10 protein-coding genes are annotated in these 19805 nt (G+C 41.3%); 6 read left to right on the forward strand and 4 right to left on the reverse strand.

Annotated elements, in window-relative coordinates:
- Positions 1 to 124: 124 nt before the first annotated feature.
- The 6 genes from VK179_13445 (at position 125) to VK179_13470 (ending at position 12382) form a co-directional block, all read left to right on the forward strand.
- The gene (locus VK179_13445; GenBank protein ID HLO59746.1) at positions 125 to 3292 is read left to right on the forward strand and encodes a right-handed parallel beta-helix repeat-containing protein; all 3168 of its coding nucleotides are present in this window, start codon (positions 125 to 127) and stop codon (positions 3290 to 3292) included.
- A 187-nt stretch (positions 3293 to 3479) separates the two neighbouring features.
- Complete coding sequence (locus VK179_13450; GenBank protein HLO59747.1) at positions 3480 to 6305, forward strand: fibronectin type III domain-containing protein; 2826 nt, start codon at positions 3480 to 3482, stop codon at positions 6303 to 6305.
- Between the two features lie 79 nt (positions 6306 to 6384).
- The gene (locus VK179_13455) at positions 6385 to 7437 is read left to right on the forward strand and encodes an alpha/beta hydrolase (GenBank protein ID HLO59748.1); all 1053 of its coding nucleotides are present in this window, start codon (positions 6385 to 6387) and stop codon (positions 7435 to 7437) included.
- Between the two features lie 192 nt (positions 7438 to 7629).
- Complete coding sequence (locus tag VK179_13460; protein HLO59749.1) at positions 7630 to 9042, forward strand: sugar transferase; 1413 nt, start codon at positions 7630 to 7632, stop codon at positions 9040 to 9042.
- Between the two features lie 95 nt (positions 9043 to 9137).
- Positions 9138 to 9914, forward strand: a complete 777-nt coding sequence (locus tag VK179_13465; protein HLO59750.1) for a polysaccharide biosynthesis/export family protein — start codon at positions 9138 to 9140, stop codon at positions 9912 to 9914.
- A 20-nt stretch (positions 9915 to 9934) separates the two neighbouring features.
- Positions 9935 to 12382, forward strand: coding sequence for a polysaccharide biosynthesis tyrosine autokinase (locus VK179_13470; protein HLO59751.1), 2448 nt, complete (start codon positions 9935 to 9937; stop codon positions 12380 to 12382).
- 30 nt (positions 12383 to 12412) lie between these two features.
- Here VK179_13470 and VK179_13475 read toward each other — a convergent pair whose 3' ends face one another.
- From VK179_13475 to VK179_13490, 4 genes are all read right to left on the reverse strand, one after another.
- Entirely contained in the window at positions 12413 to 13090 is a 678-nt protein-coding gene (locus tag VK179_13475; protein ID HLO59752.1) for a metallophosphoesterase, read from the reverse strand.
- An 87-nt stretch (positions 13091 to 13177) separates the two neighbouring features.
- Positions 13178 to 14533 (reverse strand): NADP-specific glutamate dehydrogenase, encoded by a 1356-nt coding sequence (gene gdhA, locus VK179_13480; protein HLO59753.1) that lies wholly within the window; start codon positions 14531 to 14533, stop codon positions 13178 to 13180.
- Between the two features lie 294 nt (positions 14534 to 14827).
- The gene (locus VK179_13485) at positions 14828 to 15484 is read right to left on the reverse strand and encodes a response regulator transcription factor (GenBank protein HLO59754.1); all 657 of its coding nucleotides are present in this window, start codon (positions 15482 to 15484) and stop codon (positions 14828 to 14830) included.
- A 3-nt stretch (positions 15485 to 15487) separates the two neighbouring features.
- Positions 15488 to 19723, reverse strand: a complete 4236-nt coding sequence (locus tag VK179_13490; protein ID HLO59755.1) for a PEP/pyruvate-binding domain-containing protein — start codon at positions 19721 to 19723, stop codon at positions 15488 to 15490.
- Between the last annotated feature and the right edge of the window lie 82 nt (positions 19724 to 19805).

The raw sequence follows: 19805 nt of genomic DNA on the forward strand, positions 1-19805 counted from the left end.
CTGCTAGAATTTAGGTCGGTAGCTAATTAAATTTTGCCATTCGTCAAATTAATCCATATATTGGTCAAAATTAATTAGTCTTTCGTCAATATTTATTGACGAGTTAACCTAAAAACTTACTAGCATGCCAAGCGTATTCCACAGAGCAAAACAAATGCTGTTATTTATCGGATTACTTAGTTTCTCCACTTTTCAACTCATTAAAGCCGACTATCATGAACATTATGTAATGGCTGTAAAGCAAAAATTCGCAATTCCTGAGAATGTGCAAAACGGCGATTATGTTGGCTCATGGTTGAAAACTCTGACCTGGAAATCTTCCGGGGTATCTTTCAGAATTGAAAATAATTTCAAAAACGTCTTTGCCATTAATTCGTCAACCGGTCTGATTACCATTGCCAATGCATCAGGAATTAACGGAAAGATTGTCAGGCAGGATACTTTGATCAATCTTCTGATTCGCACATCCGACGCCAGCGGAAGCGAAGTTGACACTGCAATGATCTATGTAAAAGAAAATGCTTTCTGCAAATTCATTGATTATTCTTATCGGGGAACGGAAACAGGTAAACGCGACAAACCTTATAACGACCTCGATGACATTGCCCTGACACCCGGCTATGGGTATTTTCTCAAAAGAAAGAATATTATTAAGGATGAATATACTCCCATCACAGGACATAAAGCCACTCAGTCACATCCAACACTTATTGCAGCGTACGGGATTGGTAACCGCCCTGCGTTTACCGATGGTTCCAATATGTGTTTTTATATAGGTGATGCTACAGGCGGATCGGGTGATCCTGATGCCACTGCAACACAGTACGTTTATTTCTTCGATCTGTATATAAGAAATTATAATTCTGCCGCCATTTACAGCAGGAGAAAGAGCAACAACATCGGGTTTTATAACCTGATCATCAATAACTGTGATAAAACGGATGTGGAGAGTACCATGGTGCTGAATACCAGTTCCTATTCGGATTACACCGCAAACTATTCGTTTGAGGTGCTGAACTGCCGCTTTGATACAACAAGTATTAATTGCTCGAGCGGATGCGAGAAGAGTTTCATTAAAAATGGCGTCGGTCCCACCAAAATCACGAACACTTACTTTGGATTTATAAATGGTGTAAGCCATGGATTGAGGCTTTCGGCGGGACATGGTTCAATAGTTAAACATTGTGTATTTAACCAGGGCTCTGCAGTTACCACCACACAGAATGATGCCGGAATCCAGGTAAGACAGAATAATGTACGGATTGAGGATTGTATCTTTTATAACAAGGGAAACGGTGTGTTCATTACCAATCCCGGAACAATTGGTTCTGAGGCCCAGCCGGATTATATCACAGTTAAAAACTGCTATTTTAAAGGACAAGGTCTCAATGCAATCCATGTGAGCCCGGTTACTTCATCCGATCTTCCGGGTGTGGGTCACGTTTTTGAAGACAATCTGATGGAAAATGTAGCAAACGGAATAGATCTGAGAGATTGTTCAAATGCAGTTATCAGGCGCAATACAATGTCAGGCGGGAAGAATTCGGCAATTTCAACCGGGGGTTCAGAACCTTCAAACGGAACGCTGATTTATGATAATATTATTTATGATTTTGGAGGGAAAGAGATTAACCTCACACAAGGCTCAAACATTAAGATCTTTAACAACACGGTGATTGGAAGTATTAGTGCTTCAGGATGTTCAAGCGTAAGCACCTATAATAACTACGCTTCTTCTTTTGAAGGAACCGGAACAGCTTCGCACAACCTGGATATTGACACCATCAATGTTACAATGCATTTTGTCAATTTTACCGCACATGATCTGGATATTAAAGCCACAGCTTCAAGTTCAATTGACAAAGGACTTACAACCGACAATAAAATTGATCATTGTGGACTTAAAATCATCAACCTTCCGGATATCGGCGCCTGCGAATTAAAAACAACCGCCAACAATCCAACCACAGACATCAGCAATGATCCGACAAAAGTGCCTGCAGGAACTCCGGCTACAATGACAGGTTCAACTATTTACATTGATCCGTCCAATACGTCAGATCTCTCGGAGAACGGTTCAGTGGATCATCCATTCAGCTCCTGGTCGGATGTAAAATGGTTTTCAGGAAAAAGCTATTTGCAAAAGAGAGGTACAACCGCCTTCGAAGATAAAATTCTTATCGGTGCCGATAGCGTAACAATCGGATCATATGGTACCACTGGCGAATTACCGGTTATTTCAAGCAAAACCACAACCTACCTGGTAAGTGCATATGATAAGAAGAATATAACCATATCAAACTGCAATATCCAGGCTCCAGATGCAGTGAGTGCATTGTATTTTGCAGGCACCGCCTCTGACAACATTAGCATTCAGCATTGCTCCGTCACCGGTGTTTCAAACGGAATACGTGTAGCTTCAGGTCTGCATTTTAAAGCACAGTATAACATAATCAACAGCAAAGAAGAAGGTATTCAATCAACGGCATCGGAGAATCAGATTTACTATAATGTTTTCAGAAACAATAAAATCGCTGTGAACATTCAGGGAAATGATGCAAAGGCAGATATCATCAATAACGTGTTTTATTCAAACCACGAATCGGTTAGTACAACGTATGCTAAGCTGACTTTGTACAATAATATTTTTTATTTCACTGCCGAAGGCCAGAAAGCAATTAAAATGCTTTCACAGAACATAAGCTCGGATTATAACATCTTCTTTCCGGAACAAAACAGCATGGTGGATATATCAGGCAAATTATACAGTACAATTGACCAGATGCAAAAAGATATGAAAATTGATGTCAATTCATTTTGTAAGGATCCTGTTTTTGCTGATGTAATAAATAACAACTTTAAGCTTGATAAGACTTCACCCGCAATTGACCGCGGTAAAATGGTGAATGTTTCAGTGGACTATTATAACAGTAAAGTTCCGTATGCTAATACAACAGATATTGGCATTCATGAATTCACAGGAAAGAAATCGATAGTTTCGGATTTGGATGAAGCTTCAAAATTGAAAGTGTACCCGAATCCATCCAAAGGAACTGTAAATGTAGATTTCGATCTTTTGAGTGAAAAATCAAGCGAGGAACCGGATCTTGTTCAAAAACCGGTTGTGAAACTATTGGACTTAACCGGTAAGCTGATGTTGAGGAAGGAAGTAAACGAGACAGCAGATCCTCTCGGAACGTTCGATTTAAGCGCATATGCAAACGGAATTTATATTGTAGTACTTGAATATTTCGGAAAATCAATATCGAAAAAACTGGTGTTGTACCGGTAATTCGGATACCCTTTAAACAAAAGCTGTATGACTTCACCGCATACAGCTTTTTTTTGTTTCATATTTTTTCAACCTTTTGTGACAAATTGAGTAAAATTCATTAAAATTGCCAAAGTGGACTTTTGACGAGAAGTCACTTTATGTTGACCGAATAATTATTTGAGGCGTTCAGAAAAGATTTTCAGTGATGAAGCAAACCCTTTTTACCTTCCTTCTCAGTTTATTAGCTATTTTTCCGCTTTCGGGACAGATTACGCTGGATGATTTAAATATCATTTTTAAACACAACTTTGAGAATAATACTGTTGGTGATTACCAGAGAAATGAGTGGTTGACGGATTTTAATAATCCCGATTGGGATAACCGACAATCTACAACCGATATTTCAGTGGACCAGAATGACCAGGTTAATCCTTCCAAAGCCCTTCAGATTTATTATCCTCAGGGCAGTCTTGGTGCTGAAGCCGGCGGTGCCAGCTGGTATGCACCGATTCCTGCAACTGACGAGGCCTATGTGTCCTATGATATTTTGTTTATGCCTGGTTTCCAATACCAGCTTGGCGGGAAAATGCCGAGTGTCCAGGGTGGAACCATTTATTCAGGCTCCAAACCTACCGGATATAACGGGTTTTCAGGAGGATTGATGTTTCATGCAGATGGCCTTGTATCTTTTTATCTCTATTATCCTGACGCAGTGGAAGCCACATATGGCACTACAGCTTATTGGGGAGCCGGTTATTCAAGGGATATTTTCAGCCCGTCGCAGATGAAAGTGGAATATACAAGCGGTGTTGGTGCTTATTGTAACCCCGGTGAATGGCATAATATCACATACAGAATTGTTATGAATACCGTTAATGCCGGAGGAGGAAATTATGACGGTATCCTGGAGGCATATTTTGACGGCAAGCTGGTAATGGAACTTTCACATGTTCTTTTCCGTCATACAACAAACATACAAATTGACTGTCTCAGGTTGTATACTTTTTTCGGCGGCAACACTGCTGATTGGGCTACGCCCATTAACGAATGGATAAAGGTTGACAACATACTGATTTATACATTCAAAGATGGCATTGATGTGCCCAGAGGTAATTCTTTAAGTCCATCTAACCGTACACTGAACTATTGGCGGAATTTTCGCATTGCATATAATGAACCACCTGCATGCCCTCAGAACATGAGAGTATATGACAGGACCAAATCATCCATTATATTAAAATGGAATGATGTTTCTGAAACGGAGTATGGTTTCAAAATATACCGTTCTGCAAGTGCCAATGGCAATTATCAGCAAGTTGGCACGGTCACAGCCAATGTGACGACATACACTGACAAATCCCTGGATATTAATACAACCTATTTCTATAAGATACTTGCATATAACAATGCCGGCGAATCGGTTCTTAGCGACGCATTCCAGGCTACTACCCTTGGTTTGGTAATTCCAGCGGCTCCTGACAAATTTGTAATGCAGTCGCTCAATATTACTGAATGTACGATTGCATGGCAGGACCGGTCGGGCAATGAGACCGGGTTTGAAATCGAACGGGAAGGACCTGATCCTGCAGGAACAATCGTTAGTTTTCAAGTCGCTGCCAATGCTACATCATATAAAGATGCAGGGCTTAAAATGAATTCAACATACAGGTACCGGCTCAGATCATACAATAGCGATGGCTATTCAGCTTATACAAGTAACACTATTCAGATCACCACACCATATGTTGCTGTACCTTCTGCACCTTCTTTACTGAAAGGGACACAGTCGACTGACAGCAGCATTACAATATCATGGAAGGATAATTCATCCAATGAAAGCGCATTTATTATAACCCGTTCAACAATTACGACTCCTGTTCAAAAACAGACAATACAAGTAGATGCAAACGATACTGTTTTTACTGATAATTCTCTGTTTTCAGGAACTTCCTACCAATATACGGTTCAGGCTGTCAATATTGCCGGCACCTCTTCACAAAGCAATAAAAGAATTGTTACCACGTTGTCCACATCGGAAATGAAGCGGGTTAAAGATGGCCTTATCGCATACTATAATTTTTCATACAGTCCCGATCTTATAATATATGATCAATCAGGTTACGGTGAACCGCTTGACCTGCGGATACAGAATTCTTCTGCAGTGTCATGGAACAACCAAAGCAAACTGAATGTCAAGGCAAATACAATGCTAATATCCCTGTTACCTGCTAAAAAGATAATTAATGCGATTAAGTTAACAAAGGAACTTTCGATTGAATGCTGGGTAAAACCAATTGAACCCGGATGGATGGATAACGCCAGGATCATTTCACTTTCTTCGGATGACAATCACCTTGGCTTTGCAATGGACCAGAAATTAATTGATGAAAACGGTGAAAAACACCTTGATTATGGTGTCAGGGTTCAAACCGGATCCACAAACGAATCAGGATATCCTGAATTCACACCTGAATACAATTCCTCCTATATAACGCTCAATCATATCGTTTATACCCGTGATTCAGTTGGTACAGAATGTATGTACCTCAATGGTCACAAATCGTCGGAAGGCTATCGTCCTGATGATTTCGGAAACTGGACTAATTCCTATTTTTTGAGGTTAGCCAATGAAACCGACGCGAATCATTCCTGGCAGGGTACATTTTATGAAGTTGCCCTGTATAATAAAGCGCTAAGCGGCGGTGAAATCCGGCAGAATTATATAGCCGGGGCATCCGACAGCGTGCGGAATGTACCCATTGATTACCAGGTTAAAGTGTATCCGAATCCCATTCACAGTTCAGCCAGGGTCGAAATTAACCCTCTTTCCGAGCAGGATATCATGGACCATACAGTAATAAGCCTATCGGATATATATGGAAGAATACTTTATACCCGGTCTGTCTTTAATCCTGGCCGGCAGAATATAGTAGATATTGACTTCAGTAACTTTGCCAACGGAATATATATTTTGCGAGTTGGTTCAGGCACCCATCTGACATCTTCAAAGCTGATCGTTCAGAAACCCTGAAAAAAGCAACCGGATAAAAACCGGTTCCGTTGTTTAATACAATATCACTATTCCATTTCTATACCGATTTTAAATGGATATGCGTAAAAACTATTTATGGATTATATGGCTGGCTATAATTGCCTCATGTAACAATGATGTAAGGAAATCAGAGTATTATATACCCGGCACCATCTCCGCCGAAGCCCGAAAGGAATTAGCTTCATTTGCTTTTAAGGATACTATCAACGGAGGATATCCCTCGGCTGATGATACGGCATTATGGCGAAAATTCTGGCAGTACAATGAAGATGCCTGGATGCCCTTTAACGATACGCTGAGAATGTTGTTTAAACCGCATATCATTGATACCGTTATGGGTGGTGTACCTGTTCTTGATGTCAGGCCGCATGACTGGAAAGACAATGGAAAGATCCTGATTTATATCCATGGCGGGGCATACACGCTATTCAGCGCATATACCATGATGGGAGGCGTTTTACCCATTGCTGATTTAACCGGCTTAAGAGTGATTTCAATAAATTACACCAACCCGCCCCGCTTAAAATACAATCAAATCCTGGAGCAGGTAATTTCAGTGGTTTCAGCCATACTGAAAATGGGTTATGAAATGCCGGACATTGGCATTTATGGTGATTCGGCTGGTGGAGGCCTTTCAGCCGGCTCAGTGCTCAAGATGCGCGATGAAGGAATGGGCATGCCTGCAGTTGTTGTGTTGATCTCACCATGGTCTGATATAACCAATAACGGGGATACCTATCGCACCCTGATGGGGGAGGATCCCATCATTGAATACAATAACTCATTAAGACCATCATCGCTGGCCTATGCACCACCTGAAATGCATAAGAATCCATATGTTTCACCTGTTTACGGAGACTACACCAGGGGTTTTCCTCCTACACTCATACAGGGGGGAACTAAGGAGATTTTCCTGAGTAATTTCGTAAGACAATACCAGGCCATAGATCAGGCCGGAATCCCCGTAAAGCTTGACCTTTATGAAGGTATGTGGCACGTGTTCCAGGAAATAAATTATGATCTTCCTGAATCAAAGATTGCCCATGCAAAGTTCAGGGATTGGGTATACCGGTACATGCAAATTGACAGCACGAAGGTCACCAGGAAGTGAAATTAACATTCGGTCTTCGCTCTTGCCAGCTCTGAGATATCGTTCCTGATTTTCATCCGTTGATTAACTTCTGACTTACATCCCACGATTCGGTCACTTTGTCAAATAGTCCGCAAATAGTGGGCTTCAAAGTGGTCTTTGAAATTAATAAGTCATTACTTTTGGCTTATAAATCAAACCTCTATCCGGGAAATGACTAAGATTGTTAAGCATAAAAAAGATTTTAATTCGCTCCTTACAATTATTGATCTCATTGTAACTGTATTTTCTTATTTCCTTGCCTATTTTCTTATTAATATAATAAACACTGATTATTTCAGGTTTGACAGGGATTATGTTATCATGCTGATTCTCATAATACCTACATGGGCAATTTTGTTATACACTTCTAACCTCACAACCATCCCAAGAACACGGTCATACGTTTCCATTTTTATGACCTTCATAAACTTTAACTTCGCCGGATTTGCGCTTTTATTTTTATACAAACACCTTTTCGGCCTCCACAATTTCAGCCACTTTGTAATCATTTCATTCAGCATTATCAATCTTCTTTCGCTATACTTTGTCAGAATTCTAACCTATAAAGTATTTAAATATTACAGGGCCAACGGCCATAATATCAGCAATATCGTAATTTACGGAGATGAAAGGTCCGAGCAGTTCATTGACTCCCTTTTACAACATCCTGAGTGGGGTTTCCGGATCCTGATGATTGTCACCAATTCTGCCTGGTTAAAAAAGAAATTCGGATCGACGATCCGCATCTATCCTGATAAAATCAACCTCAAAAATATTCTTGACATTGATATTATTGATGAGATTATTTGCTGCAAGTGCAACATTGAGGATGAAAAAATCAGGGCGCTTGTAGAAATGTGTGAGGAAATCGGTGTTACCATCCGTATTCAACCTAATCGTCCGCTGAAAGGTATGGCAGATGCTCATATTACGCACCTGGAGCACATTCCTTTCATTACAATTAAGAATACACCTCAAAATTCAGCCGCTGTTGCCAGGAAATCTTTCTTCGAATTCTGGGTATCTTTCAGCATCCTGTTCATTCTTTCTCCGATCATGTTTCTTATCGCCTTAATGATTAAAATAACGTCAAAAGGCCCGGTAATCTTTAAACAGGAACGTGTAGGGTTAAGAGGCCGAAAGTTTTATATGTACAAATTCAGGACCATGGTTCACAATGCCGAACAGCTCAAAGCTCAGCTGGAAGCACTGAATGAAAGTGATGGTCCGACATTCAAAATTAAAAGGGATCCACGTATCACCTTTGTCGGAAGAATTCTCAGAAAAACAGGTCTCGACGAATTGCCGCAATTGTTTAACGTTGTTAAAGGCGAGATGGCCCTTATAGGACCCCGTCCTCCCCTGCCCTCCGAAGTTGAAAAATATGAACGCTGGCATTTGCGCCGTTTATCGGTTAAACCCGGAATCACCTGCACCTGGCAGATAATTCCCAACCGCAATGAAGTTTTATTCGATAACTGGATGAAACTCGATATCCAGTACATAGACACATGGTCTATCAAAAATGACTTCCAACTTTTTATCAGAACCATTAAGACGGTTCTTTACGGTACGGGATATTAACCGTGTATCTTTTACCTCCTTGCTATCGTAAAAAAATTCAAATCCAAACGCCAATTTTTTATAAATTAGCTTTTTAAGAAATCTATACAGGAATCATGAAAAACAACAGAAATTATTCTTTGATGTTCCTGTCAACAGGTATTTTATTGCTTGTTACGTCCTGCGTTGACGTGAGCAAATTGAAATACGTTGACGATGCAAGTACCGGTTCAGTAAAAAATGATTACAAGAATGATCGTACGGAAAAAACGATTCAGCCCTATGATTACCTGTATATCAAAATATATAGCCTGGATGAAAAAACAAACAATATTTTTAACGAACGGAGTTATAGCATAGACACAGAACTGTTAAGTTATGCCGTTGATGCAAATGGCGATATTACCGTTCCGTTTATCGGAACCATTAATGTTAAAGGCCTGACAATTAACGAGGCCAGGGACAAAATCACCAAGTCTCTTTCGGCTTACCTGAATAACATATCCGTTATGGTAAGGTTTGTAAGTAACAAAGTAACGGTTCTTGGTGAAGTTAATTCACCGGGGCAACATCCGTTTTTTGATGAGAAAGTCACCGTTTTCCAGGCACTCGGATTTGCTGGTGGCACATCCGGCTTTGGTGATTTATCAAATGTAACTCTTGTAAGAGAAAAAGATAATGTGATCAAATATTATACCCTTGACCTTACAAAGAAAGGAATTGCCGCATCAGAGTATTATTATCTTCTTCCAAATGATGTACTGATTATAAATCCTATAAAAGCCAAATACAGGAGCTTGCAGGATTATGCACTGAGCACAACAGGAACTGTCCTGACTTCAATAAGTGCAATCTTGTCCATTATTCTTATAACAAATCAGCTTAGTAAGTGAAATCACGTATATAATTAACTATGAAAGAGGGTCAAGAAACATTTTCAGACAGCCTGGATTATAAAAAAGTTCTTTTGCGATTATATTCATTCAGAGGAACCTATATTTTTCTGATTGCTGCTTTTTTGATTATCGCTTTAATCTATAACAAGTATTCTCAGGTAAGATACAAGAATTCGACCACACTTTACCTGAATCAGAATGATAAGCCGAGTTTCATGAACTCGTCAACCGATATGTTCCAGAATTTCGGATTATTCAGCCAAAGCGAAAATATAGACAACGAGGTCGAAGTGATCCGGTCATTTTCACTTGTAAAGAAAGTGCTGACTGATGCTGATTTCAAAGTAACCTACCTTGCATACAAGAATTCACCTGTTTCCGAACTATTATTCAAGACTCCTTTTATCCGCAAAACGGATATGTACAATGATTCACCCATTGAGGTGGTTATTGACCAGTCGGTTCCTCAGACAGTAGGATTGAATTTCAAGGTAACATTCATTAATGAATCTTCTTTTACGATACAGGCCGAAGGAGAAAAAATTCCGTTATATAATTACATTGATGATCTTGTTGTTTCCTTTACACCGACAATCAGTATTAACCAGCGATTTAATTTCGGTGATGAAATTAAATCCAAGTATTTCAATTTCAGAATCAATAAGACTCCCCAGTTTGATAAGACATTTACTGAAAGTTACAATCTCGTTTTTTACTTTAATAATATCAACACCCTGACTCTCCAATACCAGGGATCGCTTACGGCCGAGCCCACTACCCAGCGATCAACGCTCATCAGAGTATCACTTTCAGGAACCAACGAACAACGGGTAACTGATTTTCTGAACAACCTTACATCGGCTTATCTTGGTAAGAGTGTCGACCGGAAAACGAAAACGGCCATGAGCACTGTCGATTTTATCGATACACAGATTTCCGATATTTCCGATTCATTAAAATATGCCGAATCGAATTTAAAGAACTTCAGAGCGTCACAGGGAGTTATGGACCTGAGTTTCCAGGGACAGCAGGTTTTTGAGCAGTTGAATAAGCTTGAGAATGAGAGAGCTGCTATCCAGGTTCAGAAGAAATATTATGAGTACCTGCAAAGTTATCTTTCGGCCAACCAGGAAGTGGCTGATATTATGGCCCCGTCATCCATGAATGTGGTTGACCCGGTAATGAGCGGCCTGGTTACCCAGTTGCTTTCACTGGGAGCTGAAAGAGCCAGCCTGATCCGCAATTCTTCCGGACAACAGAATCTTTATCTTGCCGATGTGAATATTCGCATCGACAATTTAAAACAGACATTAAAAGAAACTGTAAAAAATACGCTGAATACGCTGAACATTTCCCTGAATGAGCTGAATTACCGTATGTCGAAGGCAAGCGGGGAAATATCACAGATGCCAAAAACTGAACTGCAGTTACGCGGTATAGAGCGTAATTTCAAACTTAATGACGCTATTTATACTTTTCTTATGCAGAAACGCGCGGAAGCGCAGATAGCCAAAGCATCAAGTATGCCCGACTATGAAGTGGTTGATGCGGCCAATGTGGCCATGTGCAGTACGGTATCGCCAAAATCGAAATTGAATTACGCTGTGGCTTTTTTCCTTGCTCTGCTTATACCATCCGCATTTATACTGATGAAGGACTTCCTCAATCATAAGATCAGTGATGTGGATGAAATTGAAAGCCATTCAAAATACCCGATACTCGGTAAAATTTTCCACAATTTCCATCGTGGCAAACAGGTTGTCAATGATCATCCGAATTCTTCTGTCACTGAATCATTCAGAACAGTCAGAACCAACTTCCAGTTCTTCGCTGAAGGCGGAAAAAGGCAGGTACTTCTTATCACTTCCACATCAAGCGGTGAAGGAAAAACTTTCTGCTCCATAAATTTGGCTACCGTATTTGCTCTTAATGGTCACAGGACGGTGCTGCTTGAGTTTGACCTCCGCAGACCAAAAGTTCACCAGGAGTTTGATTCGAGCAACCTGATCGGGATCACTTCCTTCCTGATTGATAAAGCCATTATTGAGGATATCATTGTTCCCACCCACATTGAAAACCTTGACATAATCTCTGCAGGACCGGCTGCTCCGAATCCTGCCGAACTGATTAACTCCGAAAGAACGGGTGAATTGATTGATAAGCTCAAGGAAATGTATGATTACATAATCATTGACTCGGCACCTGCAGGCATCGTGGCTGAAACCCAACTATTGATGAAATTGGCCGATCTCAATATTTTTGTTGCACGAATTGACAAGACGATCAAATCGGCATTCAACTACACCATGAGAAGCTTTGAAAACAATAAGCTTACCAATGTGGCCATATTGATCAATGACCTGAACGTTAAGAGGAATGCGTATAAATACGGCTATGATAATAAATACTATAACGATGACAGGGGAGGCTTCTTTGCAAAACTCCTGAAGAAGAAATCAACTTAAAAATAAAAGGCGCTTTAACCGGCGCCTTTTTTATTGGTGATACAGGCTTGTAACCACATCACTCGAATACCACTTTTCGCTGTCGATATCCATCATGGTGAGCACTCCGCCCGGCCAACGAGCACCTGTATCAAGCATACAAATCTCGCATGCAAAAATCGGTACGGGATTGCCAAAGTTAATTGTAGGTGTATGTCCAACGAATACTTTTTCAAATTTGGTAAGATGGCAGTCCTCTTTTTCAGTTGATCCGCAGAAAAGTGCCTTTCTCACCAGTTTCCGGTCCCAAAGCAATTCGTGGCTGCTTTGCAATTCAAGCGGTTTGTCGGGATTGAACCCACCATGAACAAAGAGCATATTATCCATGATATGGTATAATTGTGCGTTATAAATCAGTTTGCGCTGAGAATCTGATATTCCGTCCTTGAAGCTGAGTATGGTTGAATCCCCGCCCTGGCTGGTCCATATGTATGGTGTATCACCTGTTTCAAGCCACTCAAGCATCCATTGATCATGATTTCCGCGTAAGAGCTTAAGATTATCCACTTCAAGCAGCGAATCAAGAACTTCTGCTACTTCAGGCCAACCATCACATAGGTCGCCAAGGCATATTAAAAGATCTTTATGTTTGTCGAACCCTGATCTTTCAAAACACTGACGAAGCGCCCTGTTGGCACCGTGTATATCCCCAATTACAAACCTGCGCATATGCAAAATTAAAAAAAGCGTTCCACAATTACAGAACGCTTTTTTCCCTTCGACTCCGCTCAGGGTGAACCTTCGACTCCGCTCGGCTTACACCAGCCCCTGGGCCATCATGGCGTTGGCTACCTTTATAAAGCCACCGATATTCGCTCCTTTTACATAATTAATAAAGCCATCGCTTTCAGTTCCGTATTTCACGCAGGTGGCATGAATATTTATCATAATCATGTGAAGTCTTTCATCGACTTCTTCCCTTGTCCAGGGGAGTCGCATTGAATTCTGTGTCATCTCAAGACCTGAAGTGGCTACGCCACCGGCATTTGCCGCCTTGCCGGGACCGTACATAATCCTTTCCTTCAGGAATACTTCTACAGCCTCAGGTGTGGAGGGCATGTTGGCACCTTCGGAAACCAGCATACATCCACCCTTGCATAACATATTGGCATCCTGTTCATTGATTTCATTCTGGGTAGCGCTCGGAAATGCCATGTCGCATTTAACTTCCCACGGGCGCTTGCCTTCAGAATATTTTGACCCCTTGAATTTCTCAACATATTCAGCAATTCGTCCTCTCCGGTTGTTTTTCAGATCCATAACCCAGGCAAGTTTTTCGGTTGTAATACCCTCAGGGTCATAAATATATCCCGAAGAATCGGAAAGAGTGAGTACTTTGGCACCAAGGGCGATCAGTTTTTCGACGGTATACTGGGCTACATTGCCGGAACCGGAAACAGTGGCAGTTTTTCCCTTAATTGATTCTCCGCGGGCTTTAAGCATTTCCTCGGCAAAATATACCGAACCGTAACCTGTTGCTTCCGGTCTGATAAGGCTTCCGCCCCATTCAATGCCCTTACCGGTAAGAACGCCTGTAAACTCATTCCTGATTCTCTTGTATTGCCCGAACATATAACCAATTTCACGTCCGCCAACGCCAATGTCACCTGCGGGTACATCGGTATCCTGTCCGATATGTCGGCTAAGTTCTGTCATAAAGCTCTGGCAAAAACGCATGACTTCATTATCTGATTTTCCTTTCGGGTCAAAATCCGAACCGCCCTTGCCACCACCCATTGGTAGAGTGGTCAGGCTATTTTTAAATACCTGTTCAAATGCAAGAAATTTGAGTATACCCAGGTTCACTGTAGGATGGAACCGAAGGCCGCCTTTGTATGGGCCAATAGCGCTGTTCATCTCGATGCGGTAACCTTTGTTGATCTGGATTTCTCCTTTGTCATCAAGCCAGGGAACCCTGAAAAGGATGATGCGTTCAGGTTCTGTAATACGTTCCAGGATTTTGCCATGCCTGAATTTCGGATTTTCGTCGATTACAGGCATAATGGATTCAACAACTTCTTTTACTGCCTGGTGAAACTCAGTTTCCCCGGGGTTCCTGGCAATTATTTTTGCCATGAAATCATTTACTTTTACATTGAGAAGATCTGCCATTGTAGTGAGTTTTTATACTGTTTTTCAGGTTGTAATTTACACACTACAAATCTATAATTTCCTCAAATAAATGGTGTTACAGCATCCGGTAATGCCGTGTATTACGTATTGAATTACGTGTATTTCGTATACCAACCTCACAGCATATGGAGGACCTGTCAGCGTTGTTTCCAGGCACAACCTGACAGCGTCCGGAGGACCTGTCAGCGTTGTTTCCAGATAATACAATAATGTAATCACGCTGTCAGGTCCTTCGGACGCTGACAGGTGATTACACGCTGACAGGTGATTCCACTACAAATCAATAATATTATTGCGGATGGCAAATTTTACAAGATCAACGGAAGTTTTCAGGTTCAGTTTCTGCATAATATGATTCTTGTGGGTTTCAACCGTGCGCACACTCAGGAAGAGTTTGTCCGCTATTTCTTTATTGGTAAAACTGTTGCCCCACATCTTCATAATTTCAATCTCCCTTGAACTCAGGCTGCGGATATCCGGTCTTTCTTCATCTGTCTTGAGTTTTTTAATGTATTTATTTAAGAGCAGCATTGTAATTGAATTGCTGAAAAAATCATAGCCGCTCCTGAGCGTATAAATAGCCTGAACCAGTTCTTCTGAGGATGTGTCTTTCGCCAGAAAGCCTTTTGCACCGGCTTTGATTGTTGTTAATACGGATTCTTCATCATTACCGGCCGAAATAATAAGAATTCTGAGTCGCGGAAATGCATCGGTGAGTTGCTGCATGTGTATTGTGAACTGTGAGTGATGGGCATGTACAACCAATATAAGTACATGAATGGTTTCACTTTTAAGCAATTCATTCAGTATCTCAAATTTTTCGGCTGACAACGCCACTTCAATTTCCTCATGATCCCTTAGAAGTGCCGAAATTCCTTCACGGGTTATCCGGAATTCATCAAATATGCCAATTCTGATCTTTTCAGCCATTTCCTATGAGTTGAGTATGACAGCCGATGTCCTTTTGCGGCCATTCATCATGATCTTTACCGGGTTGTCAAAACGGATATGCTTTAAATAGCGTGTTTCGTTCACCGGTTTGTATTTATCCAGCATTTCCCATTTGATATAACTCCCCGGTATGGTTTCAGAAACAGAAAAATAACCGATATTCATTGAAGTGACATTGTGGAAGAAGTGCGATCCAAGCGACGAGTCGAGCGGAAAATTGGCAAGACTCACTTCCACAATCACTTTGGCATTGGAAATCTGTGACCATACAACAGGAATTCCAAGGAAAGGATCCCTGGTTCCCCAACGACCTGGTCCAATGAGCATATAATCGCGTTTTTCTTTTATCAATGTTTGATTGATCTTTTCCACTTCAAGGGCAATATCACGTGTTTTCAGCTTATCAAAATTTTGGGTATCCACGTAAACTATGTCGCTTACAGTTTTTATCTCCCCGTTTCCAAGGCTTGATTCAGAATACAGCAATACATCCGAAGGATCAATTTCTGACAAATCAATACTGTAATTCATCTGATTGGCAACCAGTGGCTTTATCTGCAGGAGATAGAAAGAAGGCAACCCGTTCTTAATCTTGTTAAGATCCACCGCATACTCGATCTCAACCGGACATCCGAAGGCATCCTCAATGGTAGCCAGCATAATGTCGATGGTTTCAGCAAGAGGAATATAGTCATACTTGAGTATATCGGCAAAATCAATTATCCGCGGCCCGGGAGAATCCAATCCGGGTTCGATCCTGTCATTGTCGGCATGATATACCGATGCACAGTGCGAGAGAGTTCCATGACTTTCAGCTACCGATATATCAAGCAGCTCCAGTGATGCCAGTTCGCCGTCTTTTACATAATCCACCTCATTTTTCTCGGTATTCAATGCATAGAATTTTACCTGGGAGCTGTTCAGCAGGTCGCGTGTTGTATACATTTCAAGTTTCGGATAACGCGGTGAAAACCTGAATGAACGCCAACCATCTACAACATAGGAACCCAGTCCGGCCGCTATGACAGCAAATCCTTCATCGGGCTTCATATGGGCTACGGGGTAAAAATTGCATGACTGGGCAATGCCGCTGATATGCGGGTAGTAATAGTTGTCATACTGATTGCCTACCAGTTCCTGGAGCACAATGGCCATTTTCTCATCCTCCACCTTATGATGGATGGCCGAGAAATAGATTTTTGAGTTATCGGAATAGACAGATGAAAAAACCAGCTTGATGGCCTGCATCAGGTTCTCCAGGACCTTTTGTTTATTTTTCCTGTCATTTGGAATAATATAGGTATCAAACACGCCGGCAAAAGGCTGGGTGAGCGAATCCTCCGACAGGCTTGACGACCTCACGGCAATGGGTCTTGATATCTGTTCTACAAAAAATTCAAGCTTTTTAATGAGAGCCTGTGAAAGTCTTGCATTAACAAACGCTTCCCTGATGCGGACATACGTAATGTCAGGTTTAATGATGATTTCAAACAAGCTGTTCATCTCTATGAAATAATCAAACTCTTCAGTACCTATTATAGCTGTGATGGGTGTCCGGATGTTTATCCTGTCGGTCACACTGCCAAAATCGATATTGTATACAAGGGCATTGATAAAAGCAAGGCCGCGTCCTTTTCCGCCGAATGATCCTCCGGCAAACGAAACTATGTTCTGTTCACTCATAACGGCAGTCTCATCAAAAGAAAGGACTTTGCCTTTCTTCTTTTCAGAGCGGTAATTGCGGAATGTTTCCTGGAACTGCCTGCGTGATTCCTTAACATGCTTGTAATCGCCAATTTTCATGGGATTCAGGATATGCGCCAGTTCTATTTCACCGCGGGCCATCAGCCAAAGTGAGAACTGGTTTTCCTGGGCATGGAGGTAAAAAGTTTCATCGGGAATTTCAAATAACAGCGATTCAAATTCGCGCAATGACCGGGCCACTGCAATGGGTTTCCCCTCACGGTTGCGGAAGACAAAATCACCGAATCCAAGGTAATAGGTGAGAAAATTACGGAGGTCGGCAAGCAGAGTATCTGAGTTCTTATTTATAAAAGCAACATTCAGGCTTCTTGCCCATTGTTCATTAGCGGGCTCTGAGGACTGTAGAATAATAGGAAGGTTGAGAATATGCGATTTAATATACCGGATAAACCGGATACCGGCACTTTTATCGAGCCTTCCTTCACTTTCAAATTCGACATCAGAGATTACGCAAAGCATATAATCCCTGTATTTATTGAAAATGAACATAGCATCCTCATACGTCCGGGCATGTAATATTTTAGGCCTTGAACGCATTTTACTGATCTTGTCCAGTTCATTCTTTTCCACTTCAGGCAATACCTGCTGCACCTGTCCGAAAACAATTGAATAAAGCATTTGCAGGTATTTTGAATAATATCCCGGTGAATCCTCCACCAGGAGAATAATCCTTACAAGACCTATCCGGGTATCATTTTCAACATTGGCTTCATCTTCAATTGATTTCACTATGGCAAAAAAGATTTGCGAATTCCCGTTCCAGACAAATAGTTTCTTTACCGATAACATGGTAGGAGCCGCTTCCTCAAAATATTTCAGGTTGCTTTGCTGGTTAAGCAACAGGTATACCGGAAGTTCCGGTTTTTTATTCCTGATCTGGTCACTCATTTTAAATGCCGCATCCCTGTCAATTCCTGCCATGATAATGGCGATATCAAAACGGGTTGCATCAATGAGTTCAAGAGCATCTTCAATGGCTGAAACACCGGTAATGCGGGGCAGTGAAAACAGACTGTACTGGTAAATGATCCCCATGAACTGCTCAAAAAAGCTATCCTCATTTTCAAGGATAAAGGCGTCATAGAGTGTGGCTACAAACAGGATTTCCTTTACCTTGTATTTCATCATATCAAGGTAAATGTATTTATCGAGCGACTGCTGGTTAAAGAAAAGTTGCAGGGGCCGTTTATTCTTTACAAGTGATAGTCTGTAATCGCCTGCGTTGGGAGCGGGCGAAATATTCTGGTGATTCCGGATATAAATTTCCTTCCCCTTTGAACTGTCGATGTATCCGCTGACGAGTTTTCCCAGGTTGATGATCAGTTGGCGTTCCTCCTTCATAAATGGACCTTCAAATGAGGGCGGAAACTCTTTCAGGTAAAATACTTCTATAAAACCCTGGCGGTTATCAAAAGTTACGAATTTCTCCCGTTGTACCCAGGGAGTATCGCGGAATTGACGGCTTTCATATATGTGACCGTCATAGGTTATACGCACAGCCGTATACCTGGGATATTGCCATGAACGGGGTAAAACATAGCAAATCTTCTGCAGGGTTTCGTCAATCGATTTGCCCTGTGATATGATATACGACGTATGATTAATGGCATGAAGCTCCTTTAGTCTTTCACGGTGCTCATACAGGACATTGTTTAAGATATCACGGGTTGCCGAACCTGAAATGAGAGCAGCCAGATTGCTGAGTAAATTTCTTTCTTCTTTCAGAAACGGCCCTTCATCCGATTCAGGAAATTCCTTCAGGTAGAATACTTCTATAAGACCTTTACTCCCATTGGGAATATCGAATTCCTGCTGCTGCTTTATGGGTGATTCCCTGAAATCACGACTTACGAAAACCATGTTTTCATACCGGATACGTACCCTTGTATACTCAGGATACTGGTATGCCTCAGGAAGAATCGAACAAATATATTTAAGCGATTCACTTATGGAGCGGCCTTCTCGAAGGATTTGCGATGTCTGGTTAATTCCCCTCAGTTCTTTAAGCCGTTCTGTATTTTGAGCCAGGAGTTCATTAAATACATGCTCCTGCTGTGTTTTATCCGTCCACATCCGGCTAAACTTTGTTGATGCGATGTTCCAGCTCAACATGGAGGCGATCATTCCCAGGTGATCGGTATACCTTGGAATTTTGTTTTCATTCTTCCCGATGTAATTTCCCGTAAGATGTAATTCAATGAATCCGGTTATGCAATCAGGTGTTGCAAAGGGGTACTTTTCGGTTTTTACCGATTCTTTAAAATTATTACCGATAATCTCTTCGTTATCATAAACTATTTTCACCGAAACATCCTGTGGATAATGGAAAGCTTCCGGCAATACATTGCAAATAGCCAGCAACCTTATGTTTAATGGCTGCTGGTCTTCCAGGATACTTATGATTCTTGTTATTACCGCATTTATCCCGCCTTTATTACTTTCGGGCTCTACCATACACAAATATACTAAAACAACTTAACCATAATAAATTAAAAAGGCCGTCTGAAATCAGGCGGCCTTTTCATATCAACTTGTT

This window comes from Bacteroidales bacterium (genome assembly GCA_035299085.1).
GTDB lineage: Bacteria > Bacteroidota > Bacteroidia > Bacteroidales > UBA10428 > UBA5072.